The 13,535-nt window shown below is 46.1% G+C and carries 14 protein-coding genes; 4 read left to right on the top strand and 10 right to left on the bottom strand.

The genetic code is table 11. The features are described 5' to 3' along the window. Positions 1 to 27: 27 nt before the first annotated feature. The 5 genes from AAX10_RS03060 to AAX10_RS03080 form a co-directional block, all read right to left on the bottom strand. The gene (locus AAX10_RS03060) at positions 28 to 606 is read right to left on the bottom strand and encodes a DUF4349 domain-containing protein (protein WP_046699792.1); all 579 of its coding nucleotides are present in this window, start codon (positions 604 to 606) and stop codon (positions 28 to 30) included. Between the two features lie 29 nt (positions 607 to 635). After that, on the bottom strand, positions 636 to 959 hold the full coding sequence (locus tag AAX10_RS03065) for a DUF4349 domain-containing protein (RefSeq protein ID WP_046699793.1): 324 nt from the start codon (positions 957 to 959) through the stop codon (positions 636 to 638). Between the two features lie 158 nt (positions 960 to 1,117). Next, positions 1,118 to 2,032: an acetylglutamate kinase gene (argB, locus tag AAX10_RS03070; RefSeq protein ID WP_046699794.1), complete on the bottom strand. Its 915-nt coding sequence runs from the start codon at positions 2,030 to 2,032 to the stop codon at positions 1,118 to 1,120. Positions 2,033 to 2,085: 53 nt separating this feature from the next. Further along, positions 2,086 to 2,550, bottom strand: coding sequence for a dUTP diphosphatase (gene dut, locus AAX10_RS03075; protein WP_046699795.1), 465 nt, complete (start codon positions 2,548 to 2,550; stop codon positions 2,086 to 2,088). Positions 2,551 to 2,651: 101 nt separating this feature from the next. After that, positions 2,652 to 2,945 carry a DUF2218 domain-containing protein gene (locus tag AAX10_RS03080; RefSeq protein ID WP_046699796.1) on the bottom strand — a complete coding sequence of 98 codons (294 nt, stop codon included), beginning with the start codon at positions 2,943 to 2,945 and terminating at the stop codon, positions 2,652 to 2,654. A 66-nt stretch (positions 2,946 to 3,011) separates the two neighbouring features. On the opposite strand from AAX10_RS03080, the gene AAX10_RS03085 reads away from it, so the two are divergent. Together AAX10_RS03085 and AAX10_RS03090 are read left to right on the top strand one after the other, a co-directional pair. Next, on the top strand, positions 3,012 to 3,467 hold the full coding sequence (locus AAX10_RS03085) for a CidA/LrgA family protein (protein ID WP_226997805.1): 456 nt from the start codon (positions 3,012 to 3,014) through the stop codon (positions 3,465 to 3,467). Continuing rightward, positions 3,467 to 4,186, top strand: coding sequence for an LrgB family protein (locus tag AAX10_RS03090; protein WP_046699797.1), 720 nt, complete (start codon positions 3,467 to 3,469; stop codon positions 4,184 to 4,186). The genes AAX10_RS03085 and AAX10_RS03090 overlap by 1 nt, the downstream gene beginning before the upstream one ends. Positions 4,187 to 4,253: 67 nt before the next feature. On the opposite strand, the gene htpX is transcribed toward AAX10_RS03090, so the two are convergent. The 3 genes from htpX to AAX10_RS03105 form a co-directional block, all read right to left on the bottom strand. Then, entirely contained in the window at positions 4,254 to 5,159 is a 906-nt protein-coding gene (gene htpX / locus AAX10_RS03095) for a protease HtpX (RefSeq protein WP_036365191.1), read from the bottom strand. A 219-nt stretch (positions 5,160 to 5,378) separates the two neighbouring features. Further along, complete coding sequence (locus AAX10_RS03100) at positions 5,379 to 6,164, bottom strand: lytic transglycosylase domain-containing protein (RefSeq protein WP_080947005.1); 786 nt, start codon at positions 6,162 to 6,164, stop codon at positions 5,379 to 5,381. Positions 6,165 to 6,360: 196 nt separating this feature from the next. Then, complete coding sequence (locus AAX10_RS03105) at positions 6,361 to 6,966, bottom strand: nitroreductase family protein (RefSeq protein WP_046699798.1); 606 nt, start codon at positions 6,964 to 6,966, stop codon at positions 6,361 to 6,363. Between the two features lie 150 nt (positions 6,967 to 7,116). Here AAX10_RS03105 and AAX10_RS03110 point away from each other — a divergent pair, with 150 nt between their 5' ends. After that, positions 7,117 to 8,010 (top strand): LysR family transcriptional regulator, encoded by an 894-nt coding sequence (locus tag AAX10_RS03110; RefSeq protein WP_046699799.1) that lies wholly within the window; start codon positions 7,117 to 7,119, stop codon positions 8,008 to 8,010. A 59-nt stretch (positions 8,011 to 8,069) separates the two neighbouring features. Here AAX10_RS03110 and AAX10_RS03115 read toward each other — a convergent pair whose 3' ends face one another. Continuing rightward, positions 8,070 to 9,383 (bottom strand): peptidylprolyl isomerase, encoded by a 1,314-nt coding sequence (locus AAX10_RS03115; RefSeq protein ID WP_046699800.1) that lies wholly within the window; start codon positions 9,381 to 9,383, stop codon positions 8,070 to 8,072. A 160-nt stretch (positions 9,384 to 9,543) separates the two neighbouring features. Beyond that, positions 9,544 to 12,270, bottom strand: coding sequence for an LPS-assembly protein LptD (locus tag AAX10_RS03120; protein WP_226997806.1), 2,727 nt, complete (start codon positions 12,268 to 12,270; stop codon positions 9,544 to 9,546). Between the two features lie 193 nt (positions 12,271 to 12,463). On the opposite strand from AAX10_RS03120, the gene AAX10_RS03125 reads away from it, so the two are divergent. After that, positions 12,464 to 13,474: an aminoglycoside phosphotransferase family protein gene (locus AAX10_RS03125; protein ID WP_046699802.1), complete on the top strand. Its 1,011-nt coding sequence runs from the start codon at positions 12,464 to 12,466 to the stop codon at positions 13,472 to 13,474. Positions 13,475 to 13,535: the final 61 nt, after the last annotated feature.

A 13,535-nucleotide genomic window follows, 5' to 3' on the forward strand; every position in this document is an offset into this window, starting at 1 on the left:
TCTCTTTATTTCCTATCTGCCTTGGCTTTACCATCTCACTAGTTGTCTTTTTTCTAATGGTCTATTCCAAAACGGCTTAAACACTTTTTTATAAAATAGAGTGGCGACAATTAGCCCCAAAGCAAACGCCCACAAACTTGTCAACCACAAGATAAATTCTAAGAAATACAGCCAGCCTGTGCCGATACTCTGGACAAAGCGATGACCAAAATTCGCCCGCTCGTCTTTGGCGATATATGCCTTGGTATCAGGCATAACCGATTCAAAAATTTGCGGATTTTGATAAAAAGCAAGTGTTATCGTGCTAAATGCCACTTGCTCGGCAAGAGCCTTACGGTCAAGCTCGGCAAGGGTTTGGCGGTATTTTGAATCCGTCATCTCGCCCACATGGGTGGACTTGTCCGCCAAATCGTCTGTTTTGGTGGCGTCAAGCTCGCCCAGTTTGGCTTGGCGTTCGGCTTCTATCTGGGCGTGTAGGGCGTTACGTTGTAAGTCTAGGGCGACATCGGTGGCGTTAAATTCTTGACCGTCCAAAAACACTACTTGCCCTTGCACCCCCTTTAAAAACTCGCCCACATTTACCTTGGGGATGCGCACAGCCATCATGCCATGACGCACAAAATGGGTCAGTACCTTTAACTGCTCGCCCCAATCGGGTAGCGGTGCGTGTCGGTGGTGTTGTTATAAATCTTGGACGTTTGGATATATCCGCCCGTTTGTAGGGTTGGGCTTTCTAACTGATCTTTGGTGGCAGCCACATCTTTGACGGCAAAATTTACGTCCGCCTTGATGATAAAGGCTTTGTTTGCCAAATGAGCCTGCTCGCCTTGGGTGGTGGCTTGACTGTCAAGGGTAGGATTGTCAGGGTTTGATTTGTCAGATTTACCACTTGCGTCCATACTGGCAACGTCTGCCTTATCCACACTTGCCACATCAGAGCTTGCCGACTGATGAGACATCTCGCCGTCATGGGGCTCAGATCAGGCGGACAATAGAGCGATAAAGACGATAAGGGCAAGGGATTTTTGCATGGGGACTTCCAAACGGTTTTGGAGTAATTAAAAGATTATATTGTTAGAATCAATAAAAAAGACGGTGCTAGACCGCCTTTAAAATTTTAACCATTGATTTCTCTTAAAATCTGCGTACCCACACCTTCTTCGGTAAAGATTTCAAGCAAACAAGCGTGTGGCACTCGCCCGTCCACGATGGTCGCACTTCTAAGCCCTGCTTTGACCGCATCCAATGCCCCTGCGATTTTGGGTATCATGCCCCCGCTGATGGTGCCATCAGCGATGAGATTATCCACGTCTGTAGGCGATAGACTGGTCAGGATATTGCCACTTTTATCTAGCACGCCTTTGATGTTGGTTAGCAGAAGTAGGCGTTCGGCATTTAAAAACTGGGCCACACGGCTTGCCACTAGGTCGGCGTTGATATTATAAGTCTCGCCATTTTCGTCCACACCTAGTGGAGCGATGACGGGGATAAAGTCGCTATGGATTAGCATATTGATGACATCTGTATTGACGTGGGCGACTTCACCGACAAAGCCCAAATCAATGGGGCTACCATCTTTATCCGTCATGGCAAGTTTGGCGGCGGTGATGAGATTGGCATCTTTACCTGTCAGACCAATTGCTTTGCCACCATGTTTGTTAATGAGATTGACGATAGATTTGTTTACGCTACCGCCCAGCACCATCTCTACCACGTTCATCGTGTTTTTGTCGGTAACTCGCATGCCGTCTATGCGGTCAGACTCACGTCCAAGCTCATTCATGAGATTATCCACCTGCGGACCTCCGCCATGCACGACCACAGGATGAATGCCGACCGTTTTTAGTAAGACGATATCTCGGGCAAAAGAACTTTCTAACACAGGGTCGGTCATGGCATTACCGCCATATTTAACGACAATGAGCTTATCTTTATAACGCTGGATATAAGGCAGGGCGGTCGTGATGACCTCGCTTGTGTGTTTGGCTTCGTCTAGGGTTAGGGATTTGTGGTTTGGGGCTTTGTATTGCATGGCATTTTCCTTTCAAACAGTTGTAAAAATTTATCAATTACCAATAAAATCAATCACTCAATCCCAGAGCTACCAAACCCACTTGTCCCACGTTCGCTGTCATCGCTAAATTCATCGACAATCTCAAAACTTGGACGTACCACAGGTACCACCATATATTGAGCCATGCGTTCGGCAGGATTTAGGGTAAAATCGCTATCGCCTCTGTTCCACACTGACACCATCAGCTCACCTTGATAGTCAGCATCAATCAGACCAACAAGATTACCAAGCACAATGCCATGCTTATGCCCAAGTCCTGAACGTGGCAAAATAATCCCTGCAAAATTAGGGTCTTTGATATAAATTGCCATGCCTGTACCGATGAGTTTGGTCTCGCCCGCTTTGATAACCACAGGTTCATCAATGCACGCTCTTAGGTCTATGCCTGCCGAGCCGTCTGTGGCACGAGTGGGCAGGGGGAAATTGGGGTCAGAGCCGATTTTGGGGTTTAGGAGTTTGACTTGTACAGATTGCATGGCACGTCCTTTAGATGAATTATTGGTAAATCATAAACCAAGGATTATAACCGATTTTACAGATTTTCAAAAATAAATCCTGCGATGTGCAGGATTTAAATTCATTCACTCCAATGATACTCAAAAGTCTCGCCAGCCATCCGATCAAGGTGGTCGGTGATGACGAAGCGAAGTCGTTCTTCATCATAAGGGCGTTCTGGGCTGTCGGTGCTTTCGTTGCGAATATATTCAATATGAAGTTCGTTGTCGGTTGGTGTAAAGGTAACGTCTGCGCCAGCCATGTTCACAAAATAGCCCATGTCGGTCTCAGTGACAGTAACTTTGTGCTTAAAATGATTGGTAAGGCGCTTGGCAATGCGGGTGGCTTGGTTGGTTTGAATGGTGGTTTTTGGCATATGATGCTCCTTGTAAATTATCAGTGATGATAATAAGTCTTATTCTGCGCCTAGGCAAGCATAAATTTGGCACATAATTGTAAAAAATCCTTACGCATCATTTGGCGATTTGGCGTCTTTGCGTTACAATTGGTATTATTTTGGCTGAGGCTTGCTGTGTTATTGCGTCCGATTTTGATTGTGTTTTTGTGTTTGTTTCTGGGTCAAGTAATCGTTGAGGGACTGGGCTTGCCACTGCCTGCCAGCATCATTGGACTTTTATTGCTGTTCATGGCATTACAATCAAGGATTGTTAAGCTAGATGCGATGCAAAAGCTTGCCAAGATCATGCTTGATCATCTTGTGCTGCTTGTGATTCCTGCGTGTATTTCTATCATGCAGTACTTGGATGTCATCGCTGATGATTTGTGGATTTTATTGACTGCGACCATCGTAAGCACGCTGCTCGTGTTAATCAGTACCGCCAAGAGTTACGAGTGGCTAAGAAGACGACAAAAGCACTCTTTAAAAGGATCTAAGTGATGTCAGTATCCATCATTGAGCAGCTATCCTTGTTAAAGAGCAGCCCGTTTTTGTTGTTATTTGTGCTGATCGGTGCGTTTGAGCTTAGCCTGTGGCTGCGCCAAACTTTAAAACAACCCTTGATTAATCCTACCTTATTAACTACGGTGGCGGTAATTTTGTTTTTAAAATTATCCGATGTGTCGTGGGAGGTTTTTAATCAGGCAAGTGGTTATTTGAGTTTTTGGTTGCAGCCTGTGGTGGTGTGCATGGCGGTGCCGCTTTATGTGCAGTGGCAAAAAATACGTGCTCAATGGCTGCCCATCATGGTATCTCAGCTTATCGGTTCTGTGGTGGGTATTGTCTCGGGGGTTGGGCTGGTGCGACTGCTGGGAGGTGCTGAAGATAGCATGATTGCCATTGCAGCCAAGTCTGTCACCATGCCGATCGCCATCGAAGTGACGGATGTGCTTGGTGGTGTGGTGGGCATCAGTGCGGCGACGGTATTGGTTGCAGGCGTGACAGGGCAAGTGATGGGTGTGTATGTCCTGCATCAAATGCGTGCTCGCCGATCTATGGCTCAAGGTCTATCGCTGGGCACAGCATCCCATGCGCTAGGTACAGCCAGAGCAATGCAAATGGGATCGCGTCATGTGGCCTATGCGACCGTTGGGCTGATATTAAATGGCATTTTAACTGCATTCTTGGCGCCTGTGATTGTCCCATTTTTGTTACCCTAAATTAATACACAAAAAAGCACCGCCATATGACGGTGCTTTTTTGCCGATCGAATTTATGTTGATTGGATCAGTTAGGCAGCTTTTGTAGCGACGCGATACGATCATCTAAGGTTGGGTGGCTGCGGAACAGATTGGCAATGCTAAAGCCAGTTGATTGCCCGCTTGAGATGGCGAATGCTTTCATCGATTCAGGCATCTGATCGGGACGAGCTTCAGCAGGGCGAAGGGCGTTCAGCGCAGCGATCATGTTGTCACGACCCGCTAGGCGTGCACCCATCTCATCAGCGCGGTATTCACGTAGGCGAGAGAACCACATCACGATGGTGCTGGCCAAGATGCCAAGCAGGATATCCATCACCATACTCGTCACAAAATACGCAATACCAGGGCTGTCGCTCTCATTCTTAAAGATTGCTCTGTCCACAAAATTACCGATAATACGTGCAAAGAACATCACAAAGGCGTTCACCACACCTTGAATCAGGGCAAGTGTTACCATGTCGCCATTAGCAACGTGACCGATCTCGTGAGCCAGTACCGCTTCGACTTCTTCGGCGGTCATGGTGTGTAGCAGACCTGTAGAGACAGCGACCAGTGCGCTGTTCTTGTTCCAGCCGGTAGCAAAGGCGTTCGGCTGCGCATTATCAAAAATACCCACTTCAGGCATGCCAATACCGACCGCTTTAGCTTGTTTGGCGACGGTATCGACAAGCCATTGCTCTGTACCGTTGCGTGGCGTCTCAATGACGACGGTTCCGGTGGATTTCTTTGCCATCCATTTTGACAAAAACAGCGAAATGATTGAGCCTACCATGCCATAGACTAGACACATCACGGCCAAACTTGCATAGTTAAGACCGTTCGAGCCATGCACACCGCCCAAGCCAAATACGCTGGACAAAATACCAAAAACGATGCTAAATACGACCAAAACCGCTATGTTGGTTAATAAAAATAAACCAATTCGCATCATGGGCTAGTTTTCCTTTTAAAAATAAATCTTCTGATAAGTTAAATATGTTAATTCAAAATCAGATTTTCATTAAAAAATCTGATTGATGGTATTATAAGGGTAAATTGGGAAAATTAAAGAGATTTTGAGCCCGATGCACAAAAAATAACAAAATCATCATATCTGCATCAGGTTTGTTTAATCATACCGCAGTCGGGTGACTGGCGGTATGTTATTAGATTAGTTGCTATTAACCGTGGTGTAAGTCTTATTCACGTAGACACGGCCTGCCACCTGAGAGAGTGTTGGTGTCTGCGGCGTGCTATCACTATCGGCATGAATGGCAGCTGGCGTCGGTGAGGTGTTCGTCTGAGGCGCTGTATTCATCGCAAGCTGATAACTGCTGCCACGCATGAGGTTGGTGTCATTAACATATAATGTCTGATAGCGACTATTGACCTTGCGCACGTAATTTCTGGTCTCTTTAAATGGAGGAGTGCCACCATAACGTCTGACGTTAGCATGACCTGCGTTATATGCTGCGATGATGTGATCTCGGTTTGAGAATCGTTGCGACAGCCAGGCGATGTACTTGACCCCACCCTCGATATTCTGAGCAGGATCCCAGACATTCATCACGCCCATGTCTCTGGCAGTGCCAGGCATGAGCTGCATCAGACCTTGTGCGCCTGCTGGAGAGCGGGCATAAGGATTGAATGATGATTCGGTGTGTATAATGGCTTTGACCAGCGCAGGATCAACGCCGTGACGCTCAGCAGAAGCGCGAATCATTGAGTCATAGCTGCCGCTGTTACTGATGCCAGAGCTTGCATAAGTGCTTGCGTTGGTGCCACCAAAAGCACTGCTACTGTAGTTTACGCTGCTGGCCTGAGTGAATTTGTTCACGCCGCTTGAGTTTGGTTTGATGACAGTGAGGAGTTTATTATCCACATCAGCCGCCATGGAAGATGAGGCTGATAATAATACGCCTACCAAAGTCAAAGGTAATAAGCTAATTTTCTTCATAAAGTTTAAGAATCGCAAAAATTGCGCGCATTATAGCACATACCGAATAAAGACACGATTCGTTATTTTGTTAGCGCTTGGTAAAGAATTGGGCGAATTATTGCTTAAAGATTGATAATATTACTAGTCATCATGCACACAAAATAAGGGCGCTATTGCCCTTATTTTGATTGAAAGATGGTTAAGGTCTTGGGAATTATGCGCCATATGAGACGAAACGGTCTTCAATCGGTGCATATTCTTTCTCACCAGCAGGTGCGCCGATGCCGCCAAATACGAGCTGTGCGCGAAGCTTCCAGTTGCTTGGGATGTTCCAAGTTTTAGCGACAGCATCGTCAATCACAGGGTTGTAATGTTGAAGGTTGGCGCCCACTTGTAGGGTGGCTAATGTGGTCCATAGCGCATACTGGATCATGGCGTTGGCGTGATCTGCCCAGATTGGGAAGTTCTCGGCGTAAGCAGGGAACTGTGCTTGTAAGCCTTCAATGACACTCATATCTTCAAACAGGAGTACCGTACCAGCAGCAGCCTTGAACATGTTTAACTTGCTCTTGGTGGGTGCAAAGTTCTCAGCAGGCACGATGGTGCTTAACGCCTCGATGGTTAGATCCCATAGCTTGTCGTGTTCTTGTCCATGCAAGACGACCAGACGACTCGACTGTGAATTAAATGATGATGGCGTGTGCAGTACCGCATGCTTTACAATGTCATTGATCTGTTGGGTGCTGACAGGTAGGTCTTTATTTAGTATATAAATAGAACGACGGAGTTCAGCGGCTTGTTGTAGAGTCTTGTAAGTCATGTGACAATCCTGTGATTGAATTTATTTGGTGGTGTCATTATAATCGATAGCCATGAGAAAACAATGGTGATTTTGTTGATGGATTATTTCTTAGTAAGAAATAATCTAAAAGCATGTTATAATTTAAGAAATTATTAATCTTTTAAATTTATGGATACTTTAACCAGCATTCGCGTGTTTCATCAAGTGGTGCAAAATGGCAGCTTCACTAAAGCAGCCGATGCGCTTGATATTTCGGTGGCGATGGCAAGTAAGCACATTGCACATCTAGAGCGTACACTTGGCGCAAAACTCCTACATCGCAATAGTCGCAACATCCACCTTACTGAGGCGGGCGAGCATTATCATCAAGAATCTTTGCATGCCATGGAGGTGCTTGATAACGCAAAGCAGGTCGCCACAGGGGCATCCACGCATCCGCAAGGTGAGCTAAAAATCACCATGCCTAGATGGTTTGCCAACCCTAAGGTGGCTGGATTCTTGGCAGAATTTCAACAACGATACCCAGATATTGTGCTTAATCTGTCGCTGTCGAATCAGCTGGTGGATCTGGTGGCAGAAGGGTTTGATTTGGCGCTGCGTTTAACTCATGAGCCTAAGCCATCTTTGATCACAAGACCATTGACGATGATGGATTTTTATTTGGTGGCAAGCCCTGATTATCTGTCTAGGCACGGCACGCCCACGACGCCCGATGAGCTCAACGAGCATCAGGCAATCTTGCCAACTTATGTCAAAATGGACAGCCTGACCATCACTCATAAGTTAAATAAAACCAAGCACACCATCAAGCCTACTGCAATCATAGTCAGTAACGACACTCCGATGAATACAGAGCTTGCCCTTGAAGGCGTAGGGATAGGCTATGCACCTGATTGGCTTGTGGAGTGTGACTTAGCGGCAGGTAGATTGGTGCGATTATTGCCTGATTATGATGTGCTGTCGGTGACCTTATACGCGGTGTATATGGATCGAGCTTTTTTGAGTGCAAAGGTACGTGCTTTTATTGATTTTTGGGTGGAGAAGTGCCAAAAGGAGTCTTGATCCAGCATCAAAAAAGACGCCAATCACGGCGTCTTTTTTGGTTTTTTGAAGTATTTAAATTATTCAAAAATTTCAACATGAGCAGCGGCGCGCATTTCTTGAATCCAATCTTCTTCGGCTTGAGGTGCGATACGGCTAAAAATCATCTCACGGGCAGCATTTTTGCGATATTGATCAGTCACGTCACGCGTGCGCTCATTATCAACCTTTAGGATATGCCAACCGAATTGAGAGCGGAACGGTATTGAGTAGTCGCCTTTTTCGGTGTTTTTCATAACGTTTTCAAATTCAGGCACCATCTGATCTTCGCCGACCCAGCCTAGGCTGCCACGTTGCTGCGCTGACCCTAAATCATCTGAATAAGTGGCAGCCAGGTTGGCAAAATCAGCGCCTTGTTGAAGTTCGTTGTACAGGGCGTTGATTTTTTGCTCTGCCATGGCGGCATTTTGGGTGTCGTCCACACGTGCTAGGATGTGGCTTGTTTGCCATTCTGGAATCAGCACGCGAGCATTGTCATTTTTGGCGACCAGTTTTACCACATCGATACCAGCCTCGGTTACGATGGGCTGTGTGACGCTGCCAGCTGATAGATTGGTGATTTGGGCGGCGATGTGGGCAGGTAGGGCGCTTTGATTAATCATGCCAGTGTCTGCACCTTGCGGCTGTGGCTCATAGTCCTTAACTTTATCAAGCGCGGCATTTAGTGAGTCGCCATTTTGTAGATTGGTGGTGATTTGTTCAGCGACAGATTGCGCACGAGCTTTGTCTTTGGTGTTAGCGTCCGCCTTATAAGGCACGCGAATGTGAATCAGGTGGTATTGCGTCTGTGAGATGCTAGCTGCATCAGGCGAGTTCAAGAAAGCTTCAACTTCTTGATCGGTGATGTTAACACGTGTCAATACTTGGTGCTGCCACAACGCGCCAATCGCAGCATCCTCAATGAGCTGCTTACGCAGAGCAACATAGCTACCAGCTTGCTTGCTGTCTAGCGAGGACTGTAGCGCCGCTAGAGAGTCTAGACCTTGCGAGCGAGCGATTTGTAGCATTTGGCGGTTAATGACAGCTTCGTTAGTGGTAACGCCAGCGCGTTTAATGATACCAAGCTGGATCTTACGTGTGATTAAGCCGTCTAGTGCAGCGCGCTGGATCTGTGCAGGCGTGGCATTGATGTTGTTGGCTTGGTATTCGGCAGCCAGTGCAGCACTTGCAGCGATGAGTTCGCTTTTTAGGATGATTTCATCATTGACGGCGGCGATGATGCCATCCGTGCTCTGCAAAATACTAATATTAGCGCTAGCAATAACGGATGAGCCTAGAGCGCTTACGGCAAGTAGGCCCATGAATAATGGGCGAATTAAAAATTTGCCTTGCATATCAATTCCTTGGGAAATTTGTTTTGTTAATAAAAAATCTCATTAAGTGTAGCATTTGCCACACACATCGTCAAATGTGAGTGCATAAATGTTAAGCGCTGTGCAAAATTTTACCAAACCGACAGCTAACACAAAATAGTGTAACGATTTGGCAATACCATCAATAGGCGCGTTGCCATGCATTTTGGATGTTTTCATAACCTAATACTTTATCGTTCATGAGGTTATTTAGGCGTCCGCCGCTGGTAATGCCATTTAGGCGAATCTCTGCCATGATGGCGTTGTTGGCATCATCATCAGGTTTTAGGCTGTTGCGATAACGGCGCGCATAGACAGATAACCCATAGCAGCAGTCTTCATAATTAATGCCTACCAGCGCATCTAGTAAGCGGTCGTTACGATGGTCGTATTGTGCTTGACCAAGCAGACGCCAGCGGTTATTAATCGGGAAAATGGCAGCTGCGGTATAGGCTTGCAGCGGAAGTTGAACAAGTGCTTTGTTTTCTTTGCGGTTGATCACGCCAAAGCTATACAGGCTTTGCTCATTTGGCTGATAACGAATTTGGGCGGTGACGTGATTGAGGTCATAGTCATGAGAGAATGAACCATCTGCATTGACCCATAGGCTGTTCAGTGGCTGCGTGCTTGCTTTCCAAGCCAGACCCGAGCTGTTTTCGCTATAGGCTTGACTGTTATCGATGCCGACATTCAGATCATCTAAATAAAACTGCTGCGATAATCCGCCATCAAAACGTGTCAAGCCATCTTTGTCGATATAACGATAGCTCAGCGCAGGTGTAATCGCGTGCAAATCTTGAATGCGGTCGTAGCCCAAAAACCATGAATCAGACAGCAGCTGATCGTAGCTCATGGCTGAGAATGCAGTTTCAAAGTTTGGAATATTGCTCTGATCTTTATGGGGGGTGTAGTTGTATTTTAGGCGTGGTGATAATACCTGATAGCCGCCTAATGACTCATCAAACCACCCAAATGGCGAGCCTGATTTTTCAAAGAATGCTGCAGTATCTAGCCCGATCTGTGGCGCAAATACTGAATATGAGCCTTCTTTTTCGCTAAGATTCTGAACCGCCAGACTGTCTTCGTCATAAGAGGCGTATAGGTGATTTAGGCTGACCTTTGGCGTGAAATAACCCCATGAGCGCAGCATCGGATAGCTTGCTGAGATTTGGTTGTACATACGCACACCGCTTTTTTCGGTTTCAGAATTATCCTTGATGGATTTTTTGAAATAGGCAGTGTTGTGAATGCCGGTCACATCCACGCGGTCTAATGAGCTTGGAATATTGAATCGCTCACCAAGCGCATCGATTGATTTGGGTAGAGAGTAGCTCACAGCAAGCTGCGGCAGGCGAGAATATGGCTTATCCTTGTCTTGGATTGGCGTGCCATCGTTATTGGTGCCATCAAGCGTCTGGAAGGTCTCAGCTTTTAGGTCGGCAGTCAAATGCTCGTTATAGTAATTAACACCGATGCGTCGTGATAGATTCAAAGGATTGTTTTTTAGACCCAGCGTGTCAAAATCGTTGGGGTATTTGCTGTCCGATACATGGCGATAGGTCGCATAAGCCGATAAGTTTTTGAGGGCTTTTGAGTGCCATTCATGGTCATAAAATAGATGATAACGATCTTCATCGTTGTATTTACGATCGCTTGGTAGGTAGCCACCATCAATGATGCCTGAGCCGTACTTTTCGGTCAAGTAGCGAAACTCCGCTTCAAGCATCGGGTTTTTATTCGTGAATACCGTCGGGCTTAAGGTTAAATCATAATTCGGCGCAAGATTCATGTAGTAAGGCGTCGCCACCTCAAAGCCATCAGAGGAGCCAAAGCCTGCGCGCGGCAACAAGAAGCCGCTACCGCGACGATCATCGATAGGGAAATTAAAATACGGCAAATAAAAAACAGGCACGTCTTTAATTTTTAATGTGCTGTTCTTCGCGATGCCGCGCCCTGTATCGCTGTTAATCTCAATGCTGTCAGCATCCAGATGCCATTTGCGCTCGGTGGGTGGACATGTGGTGAACATCACGTCATTCATGTGGTATTCACTGTCGCTGACTTTTTTCATTTCTTTGGCGTGCCCGTGCACACCGATGGTCGTGCTGGCAAAGGCGACGTCCTGCGCATTAGCGGTTTGGGTTTGGGCGTTATAGTCTAATTCGCCAGCCACGCCAATGATGCCTACGCCCGCACCTTTATTTTGTTTGTCGGTATTTGACTCTTGGGCGTTTAGGATGTTGGCAGGATTATCCCCAAAAACAACTTGGCCACTGGCTTTCGATTCGCCAGTTTTTGGGTTAAAGGTAATCTTATCGGCAAGTACTTGCTGATCATTTTGCTCTAGGATGACGTTACCTGACAGTTCAGCGTATTCATCGTTATCATAATAACCATAATCCGCCTGAGCGTAGTAAGTGCCATCGTTGTTCTTGGTTTGGTCTGCTTGGGCTTGGAGTGAATTTGCTGATGATTGCGCTTCTACGTCGTCAGGAAGCATTGCATCAGATGTCGCTACATCATCCAAAAAGTCCACGGTGTCATCATAATGATTGTCCGATTCTGTGTTTGCACCCAGCTGTTCAGCGAGCGTTTGGCTTTGGCGGCTTTGACTTGGGTGTATCCATACGCCCTGACAGCGCGCATTTCCGCTAGGTTTGGCGTGATAATAGCTTGCCAATCTCTCTAAGCTTTTGCTTGGTTGGCTGGCGGTTTCTTGGCTGTTTTGGATGGATTGGGCGGATTCAATGTTTTGTGCGAGCGCGCCCATGGGTAATAAACTTGCCCCAAATAACGCCATACGAACGCTCATCATCAGACGTGCTTTTGCGTGGGTGGAGTGCGTAGGGGTGAGTTTGATTGATTTCACAGCCAATAACCTTGTTTGATCTTTTTGGTAAATGTTTGCTATTTTACACTATTTTTTAATAAAAATTGCAAGATTTTATAATCATGTTGGATTCTGTTTGATGATTTTATTTGTCGTCAAATTACGCATGCTCCTGTGAAACGTGGTAAAATTTGCGATAATTTTCTTTTTTTTGATATTTTAAGGAATCAACATGACAGCACGCCATGATGAGATGATGGCTTTTTTGAATGCTAACCTAAGCATGGGTTTTCGTGTGGAGAGCTTGGCGGGCGATGCCAGCTTCCGCCGTTATCATCGTATCTATATGAACGCCGGTGAGGGTGTGTACACCACTTATCTACTCATGGATGCACCGCCTGATAAAGAAAGCGTGGTCGAATTCGTGAATGTCGCTGAGATCATGACCAGTGCTGTCAATGTGCCTGATATTATTGCACGTGACATTGAGCGAGGGTTTTTGCTGTTACAAGATTTTGGTACGGTGGAATTTGCACATCTCATTCGTGACGATGCGGACAATTTTAATGCATATTATACCAAGGCATTGCAAACTTTAGCGGACTTGCAGACTTTACCTACCGATGTTAATTTGCCTGCTTACAGTGACGAGAAGCTGTGGGCTGAGATGGATTTATTCACCGAGTGGTTCCTGCCTTATGTGGGTGTGTCTTTGACAGAAGATGCAAAGAGCATGTGGCAGACATTTAAAGATGATCTTATTGAGCAAATCAAACTGCAGCCAAAAGTCGTCGTCCACCGTGACTATCACAGTCGCAATCTCATGGCGGATAAAGGCAGTGATGCGCTTGGCGTGATTGACTTTCAAGATGCGGCCATCGGTGCGTACAGTTATGATTTGGTGAGTCTGGTGCGCGATGCTTATGTTGATTTTCATGAGACTTGGGTTAATGCTAGGATTGGCGAATTTCACGCCATCAAAGCGCTAAATATTAATTTGGATGACTTTACCAGAGACGTGAACATCATGGGCGTACAGCGCCATCTAAAAGTGCTTGGCATTTTTATTCGCCTCTTAGAACGCGATGGTAAACATCGATATCTAGAGGATATCCCAAAAGTGATGAAAGACTTGAATGCTGAGCTAGAATGGCTACAATCCCATGGTGAGCAGAGCATCGAGCCATTTTATGCGTGGCTAAAAGCGCATGTCTTGCCATCTTATCATGCTAATTTTAACTAAAAATACAAACACTAAAGGCGATATTTCGCCTTTTTTCAAGCGCATCTATATTAAGAAGAAG

The sequence above is a fragment of the Moraxella bovoculi genome, assembly GCF_000988745.2.
Taxonomy (GTDB): domain Bacteria; phylum Pseudomonadota; class Gammaproteobacteria; order Pseudomonadales; family Moraxellaceae; genus Moraxella; species Moraxella bovoculi.